Origin of the sequence: Methylocapsa aurea, assembly GCF_000746085.1 — a bacterium.
GTDB lineage: Bacteria > Pseudomonadota > Alphaproteobacteria > Rhizobiales > Beijerinckiaceae > Methylocapsa > Methylocapsa aurea.
In genome coordinates, this window is record NZ_JQKO01000012.1 from 83,368 (window position 1) to 105,613 (window position 22,246).

A 22,246-nucleotide genomic window follows, 5' to 3' on the forward strand; every position below is an offset into this window, starting at 1 on the left:
GGCCCCTATCCAAGAGAAATCAGTCCATGTCAGCCAACGAACTCAGTCAAGCCGCCAGCCCCTATCTGCTGCAACATGCGCATAATCCGGTGCATTGGCGGATGTGGACGCAGAAGGCGTTGCAGGAAGCCCAGGCGCTCAATAAGCCGATTCTTCTTTCGGTTGGCTATGCCGCCTGCCATTGGTGCCATGTGATGGCGCATGAAAGCTTCGAGGATCCCGAGACCGCGGCGGTGATGAACGAGCTTTTCGTGAATATCAAGGTCGATCGCGAGGAGCGGCCCGATATAGATCATATATATATGTCTTCGCTCCAGGCTTTTGGCGAGCGCGGCGGCTGGCCTCTGACGATGTTCCTGACGCCGCAGGGCGAGCCGTTCTGGGGCGGAACCTATTTTCCAAAGGTGGAGCAATATGGCCGGCCCGCCTTCGTGACGGTGTTGCGCACGGTCGCGCAGGCGTTTCGCGCCGAGCCGGAGCGGATCGCTCATAACGCCAAGATCGTCCGCGACGGATTTTCAAAAACCGCGCCGCAAAGCGAGGGATTTGAGCTCACCCTCGATCAATTGAACAATCTGGCGCCGCAGGTCGTCAATTTCATCGACCAGGTCGACGGAGGTCTTCGCGGCGCTCCGAAATTTCCCAATACCCCGATTTTCGAACTGCTCTGGCGCGCCGGCGCAAGGCTTGGCAAGGTCCCCTATCGCGATCTCGTCAAGCTGACCATGACCCATATGTCGGAAGGCGGCATTTACGATCATCTTGGCGGCGGCTATGCGCGCTATTCCACCGATGAGCGTTGGCTCGTGCCGCATTTCGAGAAAATGCTTTACGACAATGCGCAGATCCTCGAGCTGCTTGCGCTTTGCCATCATGAATTTCACGACAATCTGTTCCTGGCCAGAGCGCGGGAAACCGTGGGCTGGCTCAAACGCGAAATGACGATTCCGGAGGGTGCCTTCTGCGCGAGCCTCGATGCGGACAGCGAGGGCGTCGAAGGCAAATTCTACATTTGGACCTGGGAGGAGCTTGTCGCGATCCTTGGCCAGGAGGATGCGGCCTTCCTCGGCAAATTCTACAACGCCTCGCGGATCGGCAATTGGGCCGAGGAGCCGAACGGCAAGATGGTGACGATTCTCAATCGTCTCGAGGCCAAGCGCCCGACGCCTGAGGAAGAGGCCCGGCTTGCGCCCTTGCGGCAAAGGCTGTTCGAGGCGCGAGAAACCCGCGTCCATCCCGGCCTTGACGATAAGATCATGGCCGATTGGAACGGATTGATGATCGCCTCCCTGGTCAATGCGGCGACGCTGCTGGATCAGCCGGAATGGATCGAACTCGCGGCGAAGGCCTATCATTTCATCGCCTCGACCCTGCAATTCATCGATGCGGACGGCAATCCGCGCCTCGCTCATAGCTGGCGCGCCGGGGTGCTGGTCACGCCGGGCATGGCGCTCGACCATGCCGCCATGATCCGCGCCGCCCTCGCCCTCCATGAGGTCCGCAATCTTCCGGGCGCGTCATCGTTCTTGACCAGGGATTATCTCGCCGATGCGATTGGCTGGGCGCAGGCTCTGGAAACCTATCATGTCGATGAAAAGAGTGGGCTTTTATGCATGGCGGCGAAGGATGCGAGCGACGTGCTGGTGCGACTGTCGCCGACCTCCGACGATGCAATTCCCAACGCCCATCCGGTTTTCCTGTCGGCGCTCATTCGCCTCGCTGGTCTCAGCGGCGACGACCGCTGGCTGAAGCGGGCGGACGAATTGTTCAAGGCCGTGGGGCCTTCGGTGCGCACGAGCTTTGTTGGCCATGCGGGGATCTTGAACGCGCTCGACCTGCGCCTGCGGGTCAAGGACATCGTCACTGCGGGCCCGAAACGCCGGGAGCTTTATGAAACTGCGCTAAGCATTCCTTTTATCGAGCGTATCGTCATGGATCTCGACCAGCCGGAGGAAATCCTCTCCTCGCATCCGGCCAAAGCACAGGCGAAGCTCGCCGGCGAGGCGGCGGCCTTCATTTGCTCAGCCGGCGTCTGCTCCCTGCCCGTGCGCGATAAGCAGAGTTTGCTCGACGCGATCGGTTAGAGCGCCGCTTCATTGGAAGCATTTGATCGAAAAGAAACCCTTCGGAGTCAAGGGCTCGGAGCACCGAAAAAGTTGGGCTCGTCTTTAAGAACATGCTCTAGCGTAGAGGGTAGAGTCCAAACCATGTTCCAGCAAAGTGGATACTGGTTCCTGCCAAAAAATACGCCAAAACCAAGACTTAAGGACGGCTTTTTGATCCCCCGGACTTTGAAAGCGCTCTTAAGCGTCATGTCTATAGCAGGATTTATTAGCTCTCTATCTCTTTGTTTCGGCGTATGTTCCTATCCAGAAAGCTACAATTTTTGAGCGCTTCGCCCTAAGCCAAGCGCAGCGCCTTCTTGGTTCCTTATTTAGCTTGTATAAACCCCATCGTAAGCGCTGCAAAACTTCTAAGTTATGCGAGACTTCTTGCAATAGGGGTGCAACATGACAACTGTGACTGCAGAACCACTCCGTCCGTCGGTCCCTGGACTTACAGCAAGATCCTGGTTGAAACGGAACCTGCCGCTTCCTCTGGCCGCTCTTTTCGTCGCCGGAAAATTGCTCTCAAAGGCCAAATTTTTCCAGGCGTCGGCGGCGTTGCAAAACGCCAACAGGGCCATCCTGCGCGACAATGGACAAAAGCCGCTGGCTCTCAAGACGCTCGAGCACAGCGTCCTTTCCGAATATGGAGAGGCCGGGATCATTGACGGCATATTTCAAGTCATTGGACGGAAGACCAAAAAAATCATTGAATTCGGCTTCCATCCCACGCAAGCAAATTGCATGAATGAAGTGCTGTTCCAAAAGATGGACACGCTGTTTATCGATGCCTCAAGCCTATCGCCGAAAGTCGCGCAGCAGGCGTTCCGGATTCTCGGCAGGCCCGGCATCAAGACATTATCGGGATTCGTTACCGTCGATAATGTCAATAAACTCTTCCGGGATAATGGGTTTTCCGGCGAGATCGATATTCTATCCATTGATATTGACAGCAATGATTACTGGGTTTGGCAGGCGATCGAGGTCGTTTCTCCAAGACTGGTCATCATGGAATATAATGATCGACTTGGGCCGGATCTCCCGATCACCATAAAATACGATCCCAACTACGCTCCGATCGAAGCCTCGAATGGGTTTTACGAGGGCGCGTCGCTCGCGGCGCTGGACAAGCTTGCGAAGGCCAAGGGTTACCGGTTGATCGGATGCGAATCCTCCGGCGTGAACGCGTTTTTCCTTAGAAACGATATTCAGGCGCCGCAATTCCCCACGGTGACGGTTGCCGAAGCCTTCCTTTATCATCGCAGAAGCGTGGCCTCCGGCCTCACGGACGAGCAGCGCCGGCAGCACATCGCGAAATTTCCATTCGTCTACGTCTAGAGCGCTTTCCGATCGGATGGGTCCATCCGATGAATCTGGATTCATGGATCTCGAGGGAAAAACAGGCCGAGAAAAGCGGCGTCCTCAGCGCGGCCGCTGCTTTTTCTACGCCCAGTTCTGCGCCAAATCGGCCGCAAGCGACATTTCGTGAAGGCGGTTGTGCGGGCGCGCCTTGACCGCTGCGTGAAAAGGCGAACACTTTCCTCATTGGCGCGCGCCCGCGCCACCAGAAAATCCCTGGCCCCCGTCGCACATTGTCGCCCGATCGGTTAAGCGTAGCAGCCAACCTGCTGTCGATCCATCGGAGCACGACGATGCGTCTCTCGATCCGCGCTTTTTCCCTCGCCCTTCTTCTTGCTCCCGCCGGCGCTTTGGCCAAGGACCCGCTTCCGGCCGCCCCAAAGGCGGCTCCGGCGGCGACGCGCGTTGGGGCGGTCATCGCCAGCAAAGAGCCCGTCACTCAGGCGCAGGAGTTTGTTGGGCGCGTCGAAGCGATGGAGCGGGTCAATGTCCGCGCCCGCGTCACCGGCTTTCTTGAAGCGGTCCTCTTCAAGGAGGGCGATAAGGTCAAGGAGGGCGCTCCTTTGTACCGGCTCGAGCAGGAGCCCTTCCAGGCCGCGGTACAGCAGACGCAGGGCGCGCTCATGAAGGCGGAGGGACAGGCCGGGAACGCAACAGCCCAACGCGAACGCGCGGAATCGCTTCTGAAAACGCAATCGGGCTCGGCCGCCGTCCGCGACCAAAGGGTGGCGGAGGAGCAGACCGCGAAGGGCGACGTCGTCGTCGCCAAGGCCAATCTCGACGCCGCGAAGATCAATCTGCATTACACCGAGATCATGGCGCCGATCTCCGGCTTGATCGGCCGCACCAGCGTCACCAAGGGCAATGTGGTCGGACCCGATAGCGGCGTTCTGACCAGCATCGTCAGCCAGGACCCGATGTATGTCGTCGCGCCGGTCAGCCAGCGCGAATTTCTCCGTTTGCAGGCCGACGAACGGCGCTCGGTCGGCGCGTCGGTGCAGGTCAATCTCCGCTTTTCGGATGGATCGAAATATCCCTATCCAGGCAAGATCAACTTTGTCGATGTGTCGGTGGACCGGGCGACCGATGCGGTCACCGTGCGCGCCACAATGCCTAATCCCGACGGCAAGCTGATCGACGGCCAGTTGGTCCGCGTCACCGTGCAAGGCGAGAAGCCAAAAGAAAAAGTCGTCATCCCGCAGGCCGCGCTCATCGCCGATCAGCAAGGCCCCTATGTCTTCGTGGTCGAGGATGGCAAGGCGGTCGTCCGGCGGCTCAAATTGAATGGCGAGAGCGGCTCCAATTCGGTTGTAGAATCAGGGCTCGAGGGCGGCGAACAAGTGATCGTCGAAGGGTTGGAGGGCTTACGCCCCGGCGCGCCCGTCCTCGCCGCCCCGGCGGCCCCTGCCCCTGGCCGGAGCTGATCCGATGCTTTCGTCCGTTTTTGTCGATCGGCCGCGCCTTGCGGTCGTCATCGCGATCGTCATGGTCATCGCCGGCTTGGTTTCGCTGCTGGCCATCCCCGTCGCGCAATATCCCGACATCGTGCCGCCGCAGGTATCCGTCGCGACCTCCTACCCAGGCGCTTCGGCGGCTGTGGTGGAGGCGACGATTGCCCAACCGCTCGAAAGCCAGATCGTCGGCGTCGACAAGATGATCTACATGAAGAGCGTCAGCGGCAATGACGGCAGCTATTCGCTGCTGGTCTCGTTCGAGCTCGGCACAAATCCCGACATCAACACCGTCAATGTCAACAACCGCGTTCAGGTCGCGCTGTCGAAATTGCCGGAAGACGTGCGGCGCCAAGGGGTCAAGGTCAAGAAGCAATCCTCAGCGCTGCTCGGAGTGGTCTCGGTCTATTCGCCGAAGCGGACCCATGACGAGCTGTTCATTTCCAATTACGCGACGATCAACCTCGTCGACGACGTCAAGAGCACGCCTGGCGTCGGCGACGCCCTCTTGTTCGGTCCGCAGGACTACGCGATTCGAACCTGGGTGCAGACAGACCGGCTGACCGGCCTCGGCCTGACCACAGGCGATATCGTCAACGCGATCAAGAGTCAGAATGTCCAAGCCGCGGTCGGCCGGATCGGCGCCCGTCCGATCGCCGACGATGCGCAGTTGCAATTGAACATCCAGACCAAGGGCCGCTTGTCCTCGGTAGAGGAGTTCGAGAATATCGTTATCCGCACCAATCCCGACGGATCGATCTTGCGGCTTTCGGACGTCGCGCGGCTGGAGCTCGGCGCCGCCAATCTCGACCGCACGACGCGGCTGAACGGCGCGCCCGCCTCTCTCATCGGCATTTATCAGTCGCCGGGAGCGAATGCGCTGCAGACGCTGGCCGCCGTCAAGCAAAGACTGACGGCGGCGGCGAAGGACTTCCCCGACGATCTCGCCTGGAAGATCACCTATGATCCGACCACATTCGTCTCGGCGACGATCGAAGTCGTCGAACATACGCTGATCGAGGCCTTCGCGCTTGTCGTTCTCGTGGTCTTCCTCTTCCTCGGCAATCTCCGCGCGACGCTGATCCCCACCGTCGCCGTTCCGGTCAGCCTGATCGGCACATTCATCGTCTTGAACGCGATCGGCTATTCCGCCAACACCGTATCGCTACTCGCGCTCATTCTGGCGATCGGCATTGTCGTCGACGACGCCATCGTGGTGGTCGAGGCGGTCGAAGCCATGATGGAGCAACATCCGGAACTAAGTCCAGCGGAGGCGACCAAGAAGGCGATGGCGGGCATCACCGCTCCGATCATCGCGATCACGCTGGTGCTGCTGTCGGTTTTCGTGCCGGTGGCTTTCATCCCCGGCATCTCCGGCGAATTGTTCCGCCAGTTCGCGGTCACCGTCGCCGTCTCGATGTTCTTATCGGCGATCAACGCCTTGACGCTCTCCCCGGCGCTCTGCGCGCTGTTGCTGCGGCCCCATCATGGGCCGCGCCGAGGACCGATCGGGGCGATCATGCGCGGCATCGACTGGGTGCGCGACGCCTATGGCGCTGTGGTGGCCCGGCTGGTGCGCGTCGCGATCATTGGCCTTGTTATGGTCGCCGTCTCGATTGTCGGGATCATTGCTTTTGGCAAAGTGACGCCGACAGGCTTTCTGCCCGAGGAAGACCAGGGCGCTTTCTTCGTCGTTGTCCAGCTGCCGGACGCCGCCTCGATCGGCCGGACGACCGACGCCGTTAGCCAGGTGGAGGCGATCTTGAAGGAGGAACCGGCGATCGCCGACTATTCCTCCATCGTCGGGCTGAACTTCGTCGACAATTATTCGCAGCCCAACGCCGCCTTCATCATCGTTTCGCTGAAGCCTTTCGACGAGCGGACGGCGGCGGCGGATGGCGCGCCGGCGATCATCGCGCGATTGGGGGAAAAGCTGCGCGCCGTCAGAGGCGCCAGGGCCATCCCGCTGGCGCCGCCGCCGATCATCGGCCTCGGCACCGGAGGCGGGTTCAGCTATGTTCTTCGCGCGCTCGGCGGCAGTGATCCCAAGGCGCTGGCGCAAGTTCTGCGCGGCTTGCTGGTCGCGGCCAATCAGGATCCGCAGCTCTCGCGCGTGTTCAGCACCTTCTCCGCCACCAATCCGTCGATCTATCTCGACATCGATCGCGACAAGGCGAAGATCCTCGGCATCGAGATCAGCGATATTTTCCAGGCGCTGCAGACGTCGCTCGGGGGCGTCTATGTCAATGACGTCAACCTGTTCGGCCGGACCTGGCAGGTTCAGGTCCAGGGCGAAGCCGATGACCGCAAGTCGATCGACGACATCAACCGCATCAATGTCCGCAGCGCGGAAGGCAAGATGATCGCGTTGCGCAGCCTCGTCGAAGTGCGCATCGTCGTCGGTCCGCAGGCGCTGATCCGCTATAATAACCGCCTCGCCGTGACGGTGCAGGGGAGCCCGGCGCCGGGCATTTCCTCCGGTCAGGCGCTCAATGCGATGGAGAGCGTCGCGGCCAAGGCGCTTCCCGCCGGATATCGCGGCGAATGGACCGATATTTCGTTCCAGGAAAAGCGCGCCGAAGGCAAGACGGCGATCATTCTCGCCTTCGCCGTGCTGTTCGCGTTCCTGTTCCTGGTCGCGCTCTATGAGAGCTGGACGATCCCGGTCCCGGTGCTGCTCTCGGTCGCGATCGGCATCGCGGGGGCCTTCGCCGCGCTGGTTGTCACTGGCCTTACGCTCGATCTCTACGCCCAGATCGGGATGATCGTGCTGATCGGCCTCGCCGCGAAAAACGGCATTCTCATTGTCGAATTCGCGAAAGAGCGGCGCGAGCAGGGCATGCCCTTGCTGGAGGCGGCGATAGAGGGCGCGCGGCTGCGTTTCCGGCCGGTGATGATGACCTCCTTCGCCTTCATCCTCGGTCTGGCGCCGCTGGTGTTTGGGACCGGAGCCGCGATGCTGGCGCGGCGCAATGTCAGCACGCCGGTTTTCGGCGGCATGATTGCGGCGTCCTTCATCGGAATCTTTGCGATCCCGGCTCTCTATGTTCAGTTCCAGGCGTTGCGGGAAAGGGTCAAACGCGGCTTTGCAGGCGCCGCCGCCGCGAGTCCAAAGGAGTGAGGCCTTCCTTGCGCCGGCGCGATCTATTGTTGAGAAGAGAGCGGGATTTGACGCGAAAAACCGGCGTCCACTTTTTCGCATCCCGCCCTAGAGCCGCTTTCGGATTCCATGGAATCGGAAAGCAGCTCCAGCTTTTGGCGTTAATGCATTTTCCTGTGGCGAAGCGGCGTCGGCTTCGCGCGAAAATGGGCGAGAGCATATTCCGAACAGATTGATTCAATCTGTTCGATAAGAATATGCTTAGACTTTCTAGTGCTGGAGCGATTTCTGATCGATCGAATGACTCCATTCGATCGGAAAGCGCTCTAGACGACCTTGAGATTGATGGCGGAGGTCTTTCCCTTTTTGGGGTCGCGCTCTTCCTCGAACGAGACTTTTTGCCCGTCCTGCAGGCCATTCAGCCCTGCGCGTTCAACGGCGGAAATATGCACAAAGACGTCGGCGCCGCCGTTATCCGGGGTGATGAATCCGTAACCCTTGGTGCTGTTGAACCATTTTACAGTGCCAGTCGGCATCTAAAGTCTCCAATCATGAGCGGAGCGCGGCGCGTTTTTGCGCTGCGCATCAAGTGCCTGGCTCCCCACAGCAAAATGATGGCGCCCATCTTCACGTTCCTCGGGCCGATTGCAAGAGAAAGGCGGAGCGCGGCCTGAGCAATCTTGGGTTGATTGTCTGATTTTTCGGGTTTTTCCAGCGGAAACCGGCGGCGATATTTCGAAAAAGCGCGGCTTGGTCGGCGCCTTACGGGTCATGCGAGGGCTGGTCGTTGCCGCCGCCTTCCTTGCTCGACATCGCTCAGCTTGACATCCTATGACCCCTGTGCCGCTATCCATTCCGTCGCCATGCGCCGGCACGGTCCGCCGCCTAAGCGAAGCCGTCACTGGCTTGCATTAAGGGCGTGCGACAAATCGAGAGGCGCGCCCGCCGAGGGACTCATAGTCTCAGGCGAAATGGCGGAAGGGGCGCACGAAGGCCGGCGATGCGCCCGGTTGGGAAAGCGTCGCGCATGCTCGAAACCATCATCCCGGACCACGGCGCGGCTTGGCGCCAGCGCGCCGAAGCCTCCATCAGCATCGCCGACCTTTTTACGATCGGCATCGGTCCGTCGAGTTCGCATACGGTCGGGCCGATGCGAGCTGCGTTCCGCTTTGTCCAATTCCTCCAGGCTGCGGGCCTCGAGCCGCGCGTCGAGAATGTTCGGGTCGAGCTTTTCGGCTCCCTGGCGCTGACTGGACGAGGCCACGCGACCGATGTCGCCGTGATCCTCGGCCTTTCGGGTTGGGAGCCGGAGCGGGTCGAGCCCGCCAGTGTGGCGGCGCTCATCGAGGATGTGCGGCGGGGCGGCGCCCTCGCGCTCGGCGGCTCCAAGCCCATTGATTTCGCCGAGAGGCGCGACCTGCTGTTTAGAACCGGAGAGTTTTTGCCGGCCCATCCCAATGGCCTGCGCTTCGAGGCCCACCAGGGCGCCCGGCCGCTGATTGCGCAGCAATATTACTCCGTTGGCGGCGGGGCAATCGTCCTCGATGGCGAGGACGCCTCCTGCGATCGCGGCTCCAATTGCCGGCTGCGGCATCCGTTTTCATCGGCGGCGGAGCTTCTTGCGATCGGCCGCGAGAACGGCCTGCGCATTCACGAAATCGTCCTAGCAAATGAACAGGCGTGGCGAGAGCAATCCGAGACCCTTGAATTCGTCGATCGCGTGCGCGCGGCGATGTTTGCCTGCATCGAGCGCGGATGCGGGCAGGGCGGCGTCCTGCCGGGCGGCCTCAAGGTGCGGCGGCGCGCGAAAGCGCTGTATGAAGACCTCGTCGAGACTGCCGCCAGCCTCGACCCGTCGCGAATCTTCGACTGGGTCAGCCTTTATGCGCTGGCCGTCAATGAGGAGAACGCCGCCGGCGGCCGGGTCGTCACGGCGCCGACGAATGGCGCGGCGGGCGTGCTTCCGGCCGTGCTGAAATATTATGAGACATTCTGCCCTGGCGCGAGCATCGACGGATCGCGGACGCTCCTCCTCACCGCCGCCGCCATCGGCGCGCTGTACAAAAAGAGGGCGTCGGTATCGGCGGCGGAAATGGGCTGCCAGGGAGAGGTCGGGGTAGCCTGTTCGATGGCCGCCGCCGGCCTCGCCGCCGCGCTTGGGGGCGCCAATGCTCAGGTGGAGAATGCGGCGGAGATCGGCATGGAGCATAATCTCGGCCTGACCTGCGATCCGATCGGCGGGCTTGTCCAGATCCCTTGCATCGAGCGCAACACGATGGGCGCGGTGAAGGCCATCAACGCCGCCCGCCTCGCCTTGCACGGCGATGGCGCCCATCATGTCTCCCTCGACGCGGTCATAGAGACGATGCGGCAGACCGGGCTCGACATGCAGTCGAAGTATAAGGAAACGAGCCTTGGCGGCCTTGCCGTCAATGTCGTTGAATGTTGAGGCGCGGCCGGACTGGCTGTTCTTACGCGTCCCGTCGCGCGCGGCTTTCGAGTAGATCGTCGAGACTCCAGGCTCCAGGCCCCGCCGCCGCCAGATAGAGGAAGATGAAGCAATATAGCGCCGCCGCCTCGCCGCCATTGAGAACCGGGAAGAAGCCTTTAGGCGCATGAAACATGAAATAGGCGACGGCCATTTCTCCCGCCAAAAGCACGGCGGTTGGCCGGGTGAAGAGGCCCAGCACGATCAACGCGCCGCCGATCAGCTCGATCAGGCCGCCGATGCCGAGCAATGTGAAGATCGGTTGGGGACCCGGCGCCGCCCCGGCTGGCAAGCCCAGCACCTTGACTGAGCCATGAGCCAGGAAAAGCAGCCCGGCGACGATGCGCAAGGCCGCCAGAAATTTTGGAGTCCAGTGAATCGGAACGATCTTGAACATAGCGTCCTCCTCCATTTAAGGGCGACGTCCGCCGCAATAAACAATAGCGCGCGATCAAAATCATTAGGATAAAATTTAATTGTATATAACTATATTGTGTACTGCCTTGCGTCCTGTTCGGATAATGCGGCAGACCTCCAGCGCAAGAGCTACTCGCCTCAGCCGCCAGGTCAAGGCGCATCGCTGTCATCCGAGCGTCACGGCGCGGCGCCTCTGTGCTTGTGCGCGTCCGCCAACGCGCCTCGCCCGAGCATGGTCCTAGAACATGCTCCACCTCACTGAACCGGAGCGCTTCCTTTTCGATCAGATGAATCCATCAGATCGGGAAGCGCTTTAGCGGAGCTTGTTATGGACTTCTTCAGGCGTTTCACTTTTCTCGTATGCGCCCCGGCATTCGACGAACAAGACCTCGAGGGGCTGCGGCTCCAGCAGATCATCGTCGCCATCCAGCAGCTTGGAATCGACGTCGTGCGGGCGCGGCGGATCGAGGACGCCGAAATCGCCGTGCAGACCGACGCGGCGATCGGCTGCATGGTGGTCGACTGGGGCAAGAAGGGCGTCGAAGGAAAGACCGCCGCGCTGATCAATCTCATGCGTCGGCGCGGCCTTGAAATGCCGATCGTGATGCTTGTTCGCCGCAAGCAGTTCGAGGATATCCCGGTCGAGGTGCTGGATTATATCGACGGCTATGTCTTTCTCGCCGAAGAGACGCCGGAATTCATCGCCAAAAATCTCGTCAGCCGGCTCAAGCAATATGCCGAGACCTTGAAGACTCCCTTCTTTGGCGCCCTCGTCGATTACGCGGAAGAGGGCAATCAATTATGGACCTGCCCCGGCCATAATGGCGGCATTTTCTACAGCCGCAGCCCAATCGGCCGGATCTTCGTCGAACATTTTGGCGAAGCGATCTTTCGCGACGATCTCGACAATTCCGTGCTCGAACTCGGCGATCTCCTGGTCCATGAGGGGCCGGCGCTGCGCGCCCAGAAAGAGGCGGCGGCGATCTTTGGGGCCGAGCGGACCTATTTCGTCCTGAACGGAACCTCCTCCTCCAATAAGATCGTACTCTCCGCCTTGGTCGCCGAGGACGATCTCGTGCTGTTTGACCGCAACAATCATAAAGCGGCGCATCACGGGGCCTTGTTCCTTGGCGCCGGGATTCCAATTTTTCTTGAAACCGACCGCAATCAATATGGCCTGATCGGCCCGATCTATCCAGAAGCGCTCGACGAGGCGCGCATTCGCGAAAAGATCCGCAATCACCCCCTCGTCAAGGACAAGGAGGCTTGGCGGCGCGAACGGCCGTTCCGGGTCGCGGTCATCGAGCAATGCACCTATGACGGGACGATCTACAATGCGCGGATGATCCTCGATCGGATCGGGCATCTTTGCGACTATGTTCTCTTCGACGAGGCATGGGCCGGGTTCATGAAGTTCCACCCCTTGTTCGCCGATCGCTTCGCCATGGGCCTTGGCGCGCTTGGCCCGAACCACCCCGGCATCATCGCCACCCAATCGACGCATAAGCAGCTCGCGAGCTTTTCACAGGCCTCGCAGATCCATGTGAAGGACAATCACATTCGCGGCCAGGAGCGGCGGGTCGAGCATCGCCGCTTCAACGAGTTCTTTCTGTTGCACGCCTCGACCTCGCCCTTCTATCCGCTGTTCGCCTCGCTCGACGTTGGCGCGCAGATGATGAAAGGCCGCTCCGGCGAGGTCCTTTGGGACGACACCATCAAGCTTGGGATAGAATTGCGCAAAAAGTTGCGCGCGGTCAGACGGGAGTTCGAGGCAAAGGAGCAGGATCCCGACCGGCGCTGGTTTTTCGACGCCTTCGTCCCGGATCGAATCGTCGCCGCCGCGCGTCCGGGAGAGGCCCCGCGCGACGTAGCTTGGGAAAGCGTCCCGACGGAGGAGCTCGTCTCCCACGCCCGCTATTGGGAAATGGCGCCCGGCGCGTCGTGGCACGGGTTCGGCCATGTCGAGCCGGGTTTCGCGATCACCGATCCGATGAAGCTGACCTTGCTGACGCCGGGATTTGATCGCCGCGCGGGCGCCTATGAGGCGCATGGGATTCCGGCCCCCGTCGTCGCGCAATATCTGCGCGAAAACCGCATCGTTCCGGAAAAGAACGATCTTAATTCGCTCCTGTTCCTGCTGACGCCTGGGGTAGAATCGAGCAAGGCCTGGACATTGCTCAGCGCGCTGGTCGCCTTCAAGAAGCTGCATGACGAGAATGCCCGGCTCGTCGATGTCTTTCCCGAATTCGTCCGCGCCCGGCCCGCCCGCTACGCCGGCTTGCGGCTGCGCGATCTCTGCGGGCAGATGCATGCCTTCTACCGCGACTGCGCGACCAGCAAATTGCAAAAGGCGCAATTCACTCCTGAGCATCTTCCGCAAATGGCGATGGCGCCGCATGAGGCCGTCCGCCAAATGGTCCGCAACAAGGTCGACTATCTGCCGATCGATAAGATCTTTGGCCGAATCGCGACGACGCTTTTCGTTGTCTATCCGCCCGGAATAGCGACGATCGTTCCTGGCGAGAGGCTCGACGAGCGGGCCAAGCCGATGCTCGACTATCTGAAAATGTTCGAGCGCAGCGCCAATCTCTTTCCCGGCTTCGAGGCGGAAATTCAGGGCGTCTATCGCGAGATCGACCCGGATGGAACGGTCAGGTTCCACACCTATGTCGTTCGCGAATAGGGCTCTATGTCCGAGGGGTCGATCAGCTTTTTTCGATCTCCGGCGCGGGATCGCTCGGCGGCGTCGCGCCTCCGGGGCCAAGCGCGCGTTGCATCAACACAGTGTCGGTCCAATGACCAAACTTGAAGCCGACCGAGCGCAACACGCCGGAGCGTTCGAACCCAACCGATTCATGGAGGCGAAGCGATGCGGCGTTGACGCTGTCGATGTAGCAGACCATCTGCCGGAACCCCGCTTGCGCGCAAGCGTCGATCAGGACTGGCAGCAGCCGCCGGCCGACGCCCGAACGCACATGATCCTTATGCACATAGATCGAATGCTTGACGGCGTAGCGATAGGCGGGACGCTTGAGAAATGGAACGGCATAGGCATATCCGACGACCAAACCGGCCTGCTCGGCGACGAGGTGCGGAAGGCGGCGATTGAGCATCGCCTTTCGCCGCCGCTTGATGTCGTCGGGACGCAGCGGCTCGGCCTGATAATCGCCGAGGCCAAATTGAGCATAATAGGTGTAAATGGCGAGCATGGCCGGAACGTCCATCTCGGATGATGGGCGGACCGTGATAGCGACAGGCTGATCGAGCATATTGGTTTCCGGGCTTAAGCGTCTTGGCCGGCGGGGAATGAAGATCCCTTCCGCGCGATTTTCACATTCCGACCGCGACCCCGGAAGAGGCGGTCTTGACCGACCATCCAAAAATGAACTCTTGATGACAACCGAAACCTTTTGCGCGGAGTTGAAGAAAATGTGATTTCGGCGCGATCAAGCCGCGATTCCTTCCCGATCAGATGATTCCATCTGATCGGGAGGCGCTCTCGGTCTTAGATCACGACATAATCCTTGTAAAAGCAGGATCGGAAACCTAACTGGGGTCTCGGGCCGGCGCTTCCGGCGGAAAATTCCAGGCCCGCGATTTTTGCAGGACGCCCTTGCGCCATTTACCAAGCCAACCGCCCGCCCGCTTCCTGACCCGGCCCATCGCCGCGATCGCGGAGGAGGTGCGCAGAGGCGGATTCAGCTTTGCTCCCGCAGATGAGTTTCGCGCCCTCCTCCCGGCCGCCGCGATTGCTGGCTGGCCGTCCTTTGCCGCGAGCTGGGAAAATCTTGGCTTTGACGCCTATATGGCCGATGGCGGCCGCTATCGGCGCCGGCGCTTCGCGGCTTTCGCGGTTTCCTCGGAAGGCGTCGCTCGCAAGGCGCATCAGGCGCATTATCAGAGCCCGGATTATAATCCGCTGAATGGCGGCGTCGAACGCTGGTTCGAGCCGGTGACCGAGGCAGTCGCCGCAAATCCGACGACGCTGGCTCTCATCGAGGCTGGCCGCGATGTCTTCGACGCCTTGACGCCGGAGCGGGACAGGCGGCGCCCCTGGCATGTCGAGATGCATCAGTTCCGCATCGAAGCCCGCGCCGGACAAATCGGCCAGCCCACGCCTGAGGGGCTGCATCGCGATGGGGTGGATTTCGTGCTGGTCGTGCTGGTCAAGCGGGAGAATGTGGAAAGCGGGGTGACCTCGATCCATAGTCTCGATCGCGCGCATCTGGGCGATTTCACGCTTATCAATCCCCTGGACGCCGTCTTCCTGCAGGACAACCGGGTTTTTCACGGGGTGACGGCGATTCGCGCCCTGGATGAAAATCGCCTCGCGCATCGGGACGTCGCGGTCATCACTTTCCGCGACGCGCCCGCAGGTCTCCCAAGCCCCGCAGGTCTCCTAAGCTTGGATTGAAACGCGCGGCCCGAGCGCCGAAGGTCCGGGCCATGCGATGGCGCACATCGAAGCCGCTCGCCTTCGTCCCATGAATGTGAAATTTTGGCTGCGCTTAAGCGGGTTCGCGCTTTGGCCTACGCATGATCGGGACCAGCACCCTTGTTCACCGACGATGATCTGATCGCCGCGCGCGACGCCGGCATTTTGAACGAGAATGATTGCAAGGCCCTGATCGCCTATCTGCGCGGGCGCAAGAAAGGCTTGCCTCAATCCGAAATGGCGGCCGTTGCGCCGCCGGCTCCGGTTCGGTTCGATCTCACCCATGTCCTTTGGTATGCCGGGGCGCTCATCGTCATCACGGCGATGGGCTTGTTTACGAACGAGGCCTTCAACCGCATGGGCGGCAAGGCGCTGACCGCGACTGCGATTGTCTACGCCGGCGTTTTCATCGCGCTTGGCGATTATCTTTGGCGCAAGAAAGGGCTGCGGACGCCGGGCGGGCTTGCCGTCGCCATCGCGGTGGCGATGACGCCAATGGCGGTTTATGGCGTTCAGGACCAGCTTGGCCTCTGGAGCGAGGCCCTTGGCAGTCCGGGAGAATATCGCGGCTTCTTCCCTTATATCAATGCAAGCTGGCTCTACATGGAGCTCGCGACGATCGTCGCCGCCATCCTCGCCCTTCGCTTTTATCCATTCCCCTTCATAACGATGATCGCGGCGGTCGCCCTTTGGTTCATGTCGATGGATCTCGCGGCTTGGTTCGCCAGGGCCGATGTCGGCGATTTCGAGCTGCGGCGGCAAGTCTCCCTATGGTTCGGCCTCGCGGTCATGGCCAGCGGCTGGATCGTCGATCTGAAATGGCGGACGCGCGGCAATTTCGCCTTTTGGCTGCATCTTGCCGGTGCCGCGGCCTTCTGGGGCGGTTTGAGCTTCAGCAAGGGCGCCAGCGAATGGCAGGGCGCTCTCTACTGCCTCATCAATATCGGTCTGGTCATTTTCGCCGTGTTCATCGGCCGCCGGATCTATGCGATCTTCGGCGCGCTCGGCATCGCGATTTACCTCGGCCATCTCGCCGATGATATTTTCAAGGACGCCTTGCTGTTCTCATTCGCGTTGTCGGCGATCGGCTTGCTGACGATCGGGCTTGGCATCGCCTTCCATCAAAATCATGCGGCGATCGGGCGCGGGATCGATGCGCGGCTTCCACGCGCCTTGCGCGCTTTGCGGCCCGCGGGGCGGGAGGGATAATTCCCCATTCAGCGCACGCAAAAAAGGCCGCGCGCGCGAACATTGCCTGTTCCTGCCGAAGGCTTTTCAAGAAGGCTCGAACTTCAAGGCGATTCCATTGATGCAATAGCGCATATAGGTCGGAGGAGGGCCGTCGTCGAAGACATGTCCGAGGTGGCTGCCGCAGCGGCTGCAATGGACTTCGACGCGGACTATTCCATGGCTCCGGTCCTCCGCGGACTCGGTGGCGCCCTCGATCGGCTCGTTGAAACTGGGCCACCGCGTGCCGCTCTCGAATTTCACCTTTGATTCGAACAAAGGCTGATCGCAGCCCGCGCAAACGAACCTGCCGAGGCGTCTCTCAAGGTTCAAAGCGCAGCTTCCAGGCGCTTCGGTTCCGCGCTCGCGCATCACCTTATACTGTTCCGGGGACAGCAGACTCCGCCATTCGGCATCGGTGCGCGTGACTTTGAACTTGGAACTCATAATTTTAATCTCCACACGGACAAGTTCTTAAAGAAACGATGGATTTTTTGAATAATTCATTCTTCAAAATTCGGGCGCCCGTTCTCACGGCCTGCCCCCTCCCCGCGAAAAGCGGCAAGGGGTCGCGGCTCGCCGCGCCCGGGCGGCCAAGAACTCAACTCCTGATCAAGGGGAAAGGAAGGGTTCATCGAAAGAATCTGTTATCGCCGCTTGCGATCTGCTCAAGAGCAAGTTGTCATTAAGCTGAATCGAACTTGTTTATCTCTTTGTCTTGATGCTGGAATTTAACGAAAACTTGGTCCTTTTTTGGCTAGAGCGCTTCCCGATCAGATGGAATCGAAAAGGAATCGCTCAATTTCAAAGAGTTGGAGCATGTTTTCATCGGTTCACGTGGTCGGCGCGCGAATTTGTCGCGAGCCCTCCAGGTGATCATTAATCTCTATTGTTTAGAACGATTCGTGGGCAAATGACCTTCTTGCCTCTTCGTGGCGACGCGCCTTCAAAAGCCGCCGCGTCTCGGTGGGGCAAGGCAGGCATTTTGAATGGAGCATGCGATGCAGCTCGGCGCGGATTTCATCCTCAACGCCTTGGCGTTGGAGGAAATCGATCATGTCTTCATGGTTCCCGGCGGGCTGGTCGATCCTTTTTTGCCGGCGCTTGGGCGGCAGAAGGCGTTGACCCCGATTGTCGCCGCGCAGGAGGGCGGGGCGGCCTATATGGCCGATGGCTATGCGCGGGCGAGCGGAAAATTCGGCGTCGCTCTGTGCATTGGTGGGCCGGGTCTCGCCAATGCCGTGACGGCGATCGCGGCCGCTGAGACCGACGGCTCGCCGGTCTTCTTGATGAGCGGCGAAGTCAGCACGCTTGTCGAGGGGCTGGGGATGTTTCAGGACGCCAGTCCGCAGACGCTCGACGATGTCGCGATTCTGAAACCGGTGGTTCGCTACTCTTCATCGATCGATAATCCCAGAAATTTGCCGCATCTCTTCAAGCAGGCGATGCTGCGGCTTCGGACCCGGCCTTCCGGGCCGGTGCATCTCTCCCTGCCGCAAGATTGCCAAGTGGGGGAGATTTTCGCCGCCTATTCCAAAATCGAGCCGGCGCTCGCCGATCCCGCCGCGCTGTCGCTGAGCGGCGCAGAGGCGTCGCTGCAGCATTTTTTCGGATCTTCCGGCGCCAAGCCCCCGGCCCGAATCGCGATCCTCGCCGGAGCCGGAGCGGAGCACGCCAACGCGGCGCAGGCGCTGTTGAAATTCGCCGAGCTCTGGGGCATTCCGGTCGCCACGACGCTCAGGGCGAAAGGCGTTTTCCCGGAGGATCATCTTTTGTCCTTGGGCGTGTTCGGCTACGCCGGCTCCCATCACGCCCGCATGGCCCTGGTCGATGCGCCGCCCGATCTGCTGATCGTGTTGGGATCGGGGTTGAACGAGCGCGACAGCATGCATTGGTCGCTGCAACTCAACCCCAGCGCCACGATTTGCGTCAATCTCACGCCGGCCAGCATTGGCATGCATACGCAAGGCGGCGGCGTCATTGGCGATTGCGGCGCCTATCTGACCTATTTGCTCAGCCGCGGCGACGAACTCCGATCCCCCTTGCAGGCGACCCTCGCGGAGCGCGCCGCCTGGGCGTCGGACATCCGCGCCAAGCCCCGCTTTCAAGAGATTGAAAATTGCGCCAGCGACGCCGTCCCGATCCATCCGGCGCGCGTCATCGCCGAATTGAGGCGCGCTCTTCCCCGCGATGGCATTTTGCTCGTCGATTCCGGCGCCCATCGCGCGTTCGCCGGCCATTATTGGGCCTCCTACGAGCCGCGCACATACATCTCCGCCACCAATCTCGGCCCCATGGGCTGGGCCATCGCCGCCGCCGCTGGGGTTCAATGCGCGCAGCCGCGCCGGCGGGTCGCCGTCATTACCGGCGATGGATGCATGCGCATGAACGGCATCGAAGTGTCCACAGCCGCGCGTTATGGGCTCCCGGTTATTTTTGTCGTGTTGAACAATGCGGCGCTTGGCAATGTCTGGCTGCGGGCCCATGCGCAAGGTCCGGTTCCCGATGAGCTGACGCGCTTGCCCGATCACGACTGGGCGGCTTTTGCCGCGGCTTTGGGTTGCCGTGGGGAAACCGTCCGCCAGCCCGCCGACCTCGCCGGCGCCTTCGCACGGGCGTTGGCCGGACCGGGTCCATGCCTCATCGACATCAAGACCGACAAGGCCTTTACGACGCCGGTGCACGACTGGGCCTTGGCCTGCGCGGCCTTCTCCTACCACGAGTGAAGCGGAGGCCCTTATGGCGCAATTGCCGTTCGATCCGACAAAGCTCTCGCCAACCGATCTCGCTAGTTACCAAGCGATGATCGAACGGCGAAGGGGGCAGGGAGCGCCCTTCGGCGGTCCCTATTCCGCGCTGATGAATCATCCGCACCTCTGCGGCAAGGTGGAGGATCTGGGCTTCTATTTGAAGTTTCAGGGCAGCCTCCCCCGAGACATTTATCAATTCGCAGTCTTGAGCGTCGCCCGCAGCACCGGGGCCGCCTTCGAATGGATCGATCACGTCGAACATGCGGAGGCCGCCGGCGTTCCCGCATCGGTCATCGCCGCGCTGCAAAAGGATGGGCTCATGGTTGGCGCGTTCGCCGCGCCCTATGATCTCGCCGCAAAAGTGCTGGCCGCGACATTGGCCTGGAAGGATATTCCGCAAGCCGTCCAAGACCAGAGCATTCAGCGGTTCGGCATGGAGGGCTTCGTCGAACTGGTGGTCTTGTCGGGCTTCTACCAGATGTTCGCCGCCATCAATCAAGGCTTCGCGATTCGCCCGCCAGACGGCGCCGCGAAGCCGTTCTGATCTTGTCTCGCTTCGGCGCCGCCCGGACTTGCGCGATCCGTTCAGGGATGCGCGTCGTGCGGGGTCAATTCATGCAGGCTGAAGAGATCCTCGGCGTCGGTCCAGAGCCGACGCGGCGTCCATCCGGCGCCGGCCGCGAGTTCGTGGAATTGCGCGACCGTATATTTGTAGGAATTCTCGGTGTGAATCCGCTCGCCTTCGGCGAAATCGAAACGCCGCCCGCCGAGGGCGACGGTCTGCGCCGTAAGGCTTTCGAGGTGCATTTCGATCCGCCCTTCGGCCCCATTGTAGAGCGCGACATGGGCGAAACGATCCACTGCGAAGTCGGCGCCCATCTCGCGGTTGATCCGGTGCAGGAGATTGAGGTTGAAAAGCGCGGTCACGCCCGCCGCGTCGTCATAAGCAGAAATAAGCCGAGCCAAATCCTTCTGGAGGTCGACGCCAATCAGCAGCCGGCCGCAAGGTCCGAGGCTTTGGCCCATTTGCCGCAGCAGGGCGCAGGCCTCCAAGGGAGCGAAATTGCCGATTGTCGAGCCGGGAAAAAATCCGAGGCGCGGCCGCTTGGCGAGCGTCTGCGGCAAGACCAGTTGCTGCGTGAAATCGCCCCTGATTGGGATGATGCGCAAGGCCGGAAAGCGCCCGGCGAGCCGGGCGCGGGCATCCTCCAGCGCGGTTTGTGAGACGTCGATCGGCACATAGGCGGCAAGGCTCGGCAAGGCTTCGAGCAGGATTTCGGTCTTGCGGCTCGAGCCTGAGCCGAATTCGACCAGGAGGCTTCCCGGCGGCGTATGCGCGGCGATGTCCGATGCGGCCCCGGCGAGGATCGCGGCTTCGGTCCGCGTCGGATAATATTCCGGCAAGGCGGTGATCTGTTCGAAAAGCGCGCTGCCCCGCGCATCATAAAGAAGCGCGCAGGGCAGGGTCTTTTGCGGCTGCGACAATCCCGCGACGACTGCGCGCGCGAGTTCCACATCCGGCGTCGCGTCGACGCTCGGAGTCGGTTGTTCGGCGCTCTTTGTCATCAGGCCTCGTCGGCAAGGCGCAGACCGCAAAACTGCCAGCGCTGGTGGGGATAGAAAAAGTTGCGGTAGGTCGCGCGGGCGTGGTCCTCCGGGGTGACGCAGGAGGCGCCGCGCAAGACCTGCTGGCTGCACATGAACTTGCCATTATATTCGCCCAATGCGCCGGGGGCCGGGCGATAGCCTGGGTAGGGCGCATAGGCGCTTTGCGTCCATTCCCACACATCGCCAAACATTTGGCGCAGGCCCTTGGCCTTCTGCGCGGGGAGGGGGCGCAGCGACCCTTGAGCGAGCATATTGCCGCTCACGGGACAGGCGCCGGCGGCGATTTCCCACTCGAATTCGGTGGGCAGGCGCTTGCCGGCCCAGCGGGCGAAAGCGTCGGCCTCGTAATAGCTGACATGGCAGACCGGGGCGGCGGGATCGACCATTTGCAGGCCCCAAAGCGTCATCTGCAACCAGCATCCGTCGCGCTCCTCCCAGTAGAGCGGCGCGCGCCAGCCATCGCGATTGACCCTCGCCCAGCCATCGGCCAGCCACAGGGCGGGATTGCGGTAGCCGCCGTCAGCCATGAACGCCAGCCATTCGCCATTGGCGACGAGACGGTCGGCGAGTTTGAACGGCCGCGCCAGGACGTCGTGGCGAGGCGTTTCATTGTCGTAAGCAAATCCTTGGCCGCTGTGGCCGACGGCGCGCCGGCCGCCCTCAAAACGCGTCCAGGTCAGCTCCGCGGTCTCCTGATGCGCCCGGAGCGGGGCGCCGTCCCGATAGGCGGGCCGCAACGGGCTGAGCGCGAAAAGGCTCAATATGTCGGTCAGCAACAGTTCCTGGTGTTGCTGTTCGTGATTGACGCCGATTTCGATCCGCTGGCCGACCTCGTCGCTCGCGGCCAGCCCGCGCGAAAACAAGTTCTGCAAGGCTTCGTCGACATAGGTCCGGTAGGTCCGCACGTCAAAAAGGGTTGGCCGGGTCAAAAGACCGCGCAGCGGGCGCGGTTGGCGCTCCCCTTGGGCCTCGTAATAGGAGTTGAAACAGTAATTGAAGCGCTCGTCGAAAACCCGATAGCCTGGCAGATAAGGCAGCAGCACAAATGTTTCGAAGAACCAGGTAACATGGGCGAGATGCCATTTGGTCGGGCTGGCGTCTTCATTGGCCTGGGCCGCCTGGTCCTCAATCCCAAGCGGCGCGCACAGATAGAGCGTCAGCCGACGGCTGCGAAACAGTCTCTCCTCAAGGTTCTTCGTCCACTGTTGCCGGTCTGGGACGGGCTGAGCCATTGGCGGCGTCATCTTGCACTCCAAACCAGCCGGAAAAGTCATCGCAGCCATTGAAACGGCGCATTAAGCTCAGG

The 22,246-nt window shown here is 61.2% G+C and carries 16 protein-coding genes; 10 read left to right on the plus strand and 6 right to left on the minus strand.

The features are described 5' to 3' along the window. Nucleotides 1–26 precede the first annotated feature (26 nt). From DL86_RS09810 to DL86_RS09825, 4 genes are all read left to right on the plus strand, one after another. Complete coding sequence (locus DL86_RS09810; protein WP_036260753.1) at nucleotides 27–2,084, plus strand: thioredoxin domain-containing protein; 2,058 nt, start codon at nucleotides 27–29, stop codon at nucleotides 2,082–2,084. 489 nt (nucleotides 2,085–2,573) lie between these two features. Further along, nucleotides 2,574–3,443, plus strand: coding sequence for a hypothetical protein (locus tag DL86_RS09815; protein WP_051953120.1), 870 nt, complete (start codon nucleotides 2,574–2,576; stop codon nucleotides 3,441–3,443). A gap of 314 nt (nucleotides 3,444–3,757) precedes the next feature. Further along, nucleotides 3,758–4,888: an efflux RND transporter periplasmic adaptor subunit gene (locus DL86_RS09820; protein WP_036260754.1), complete on the plus strand. Its 1,131-nt coding sequence runs from the start codon at nucleotides 3,758–3,760 to the stop codon at nucleotides 4,886–4,888. A 4-nt stretch (nucleotides 4,889–4,892) separates the two neighbouring features. Then, complete coding sequence (locus DL86_RS09825; protein ID WP_036260755.1) at nucleotides 4,893–8,036, plus strand: efflux RND transporter permease subunit; 3,144 nt, start codon at nucleotides 4,893–4,895, stop codon at nucleotides 8,034–8,036. Between the two features lie 305 nt (nucleotides 8,037–8,341). On the opposite strand, the gene DL86_RS09835 is transcribed toward DL86_RS09825, so the two are convergent. After that, nucleotides 8,342–8,551: a cold-shock protein gene (locus DL86_RS09835; protein ID WP_036260757.1), complete on the minus strand. Its 210-nt coding sequence runs from the start codon at nucleotides 8,549–8,551 to the stop codon at nucleotides 8,342–8,344. 491 nt (nucleotides 8,552–9,042) lie between these two features. Here DL86_RS09835 and DL86_RS09845 point away from each other — a divergent pair, with 491 nt between their 5' ends. Beyond that, complete coding sequence (locus DL86_RS09845; protein WP_036260761.1) at nucleotides 9,043–10,464, plus strand: L-serine ammonia-lyase; 1,422 nt, start codon at nucleotides 9,043–9,045, stop codon at nucleotides 10,462–10,464. 22 nt (nucleotides 10,465–10,486) lie between these two features. Here the strand turns inward: DL86_RS09845 and DL86_RS09850 are convergent, their stop codons facing one another. Beyond that, a complete protein-coding gene (locus tag DL86_RS09850; protein WP_036260903.1) occupies nucleotides 10,487–10,900 on the minus strand; it encodes a DoxX family protein in 414 nt (137 codons plus the stop codon). Between the two features lie 348 nt (nucleotides 10,901–11,248). Here DL86_RS09850 and DL86_RS09855 point away from each other — a divergent pair, with 348 nt between their 5' ends. Further along, entirely contained in the window at nucleotides 11,249–13,603 is a 2,355-nt protein-coding gene (locus tag DL86_RS09855; protein WP_036260762.1) for an Orn/Lys/Arg family decarboxylase, read from the plus strand. Between the two features lie 22 nt (nucleotides 13,604–13,625). Here the strand turns inward: DL86_RS09855 and DL86_RS09860 are convergent, their stop codons facing one another. Further along, on the minus strand, nucleotides 13,626–14,189 hold the full coding sequence (locus tag DL86_RS09860) for a GNAT family N-acetyltransferase (protein ID WP_036260764.1): 564 nt from the start codon (nucleotides 14,187–14,189) through the stop codon (nucleotides 13,626–13,628). A 344-nt stretch (nucleotides 14,190–14,533) separates the two neighbouring features. On the opposite strand from DL86_RS09860, the gene DL86_RS09865 reads away from it, so the two are divergent. Both DL86_RS09865 and DL86_RS09870 read left to right on the plus strand, forming a co-directional pair. Further along, complete coding sequence (locus tag DL86_RS09865; protein ID WP_245276328.1) at nucleotides 14,534–15,334, plus strand: 2OG-Fe dioxygenase family protein; 801 nt, start codon at nucleotides 14,534–14,536, stop codon at nucleotides 15,332–15,334. 141 nt (nucleotides 15,335–15,475) lie between these two features. Further along, nucleotides 15,476–16,564, plus strand: coding sequence for a hypothetical protein (locus tag DL86_RS09870; protein ID WP_036260765.1), 1,089 nt, complete (start codon nucleotides 15,476–15,478; stop codon nucleotides 16,562–16,564). Between the two features lie 66 nt (nucleotides 16,565–16,630). Here the strand turns inward: DL86_RS09870 and msrB are convergent, their stop codons facing one another. After that, a complete protein-coding gene (gene msrB, locus DL86_RS09875; protein WP_425348912.1) occupies nucleotides 16,631–17,029 on the minus strand; it encodes a peptide-methionine (R)-S-oxide reductase MsrB in 399 nt (132 codons plus the stop codon). 554 nt (nucleotides 17,030–17,583) lie between these two features. On the opposite strand from msrB, the gene DL86_RS09885 reads away from it, so the two are divergent. Together DL86_RS09885 and DL86_RS09890 are read left to right on the plus strand one after the other, a co-directional pair. Then, a complete protein-coding gene (locus tag DL86_RS09885) occupies nucleotides 17,584–19,308 on the plus strand; it encodes a thiamine pyrophosphate-binding protein (protein ID WP_036260909.1) in 1,725 nt (574 codons plus the stop codon). A gap of 13 nt (nucleotides 19,309–19,321) precedes the next feature. After that, nucleotides 19,322–19,876 (plus strand): carboxymuconolactone decarboxylase family protein, encoded by a 555-nt coding sequence (locus tag DL86_RS09890; RefSeq protein ID WP_036260769.1) that lies wholly within the window; start codon nucleotides 19,322–19,324, stop codon nucleotides 19,874–19,876. 41 nt (nucleotides 19,877–19,917) lie between these two features. Here the strand turns inward: DL86_RS09890 and egtD are convergent, their stop codons facing one another. Then, nucleotides 19,918–20,898 (minus strand): L-histidine N(alpha)-methyltransferase, encoded by a 981-nt coding sequence (gene egtD / locus DL86_RS09895; RefSeq protein WP_036260771.1) that lies wholly within the window; start codon nucleotides 20,896–20,898, stop codon nucleotides 19,918–19,920. Beyond that, entirely contained in the window at nucleotides 20,898–22,172 is a 1,275-nt protein-coding gene (gene egtB, locus DL86_RS09900) for an ergothioneine biosynthesis protein EgtB (RefSeq protein WP_245276329.1), read from the minus strand. The genes egtD and egtB overlap by 1 nt, the downstream gene beginning before the upstream one ends. Between the last annotated feature and the right edge of the window lie 74 nt (nucleotides 22,173–22,246).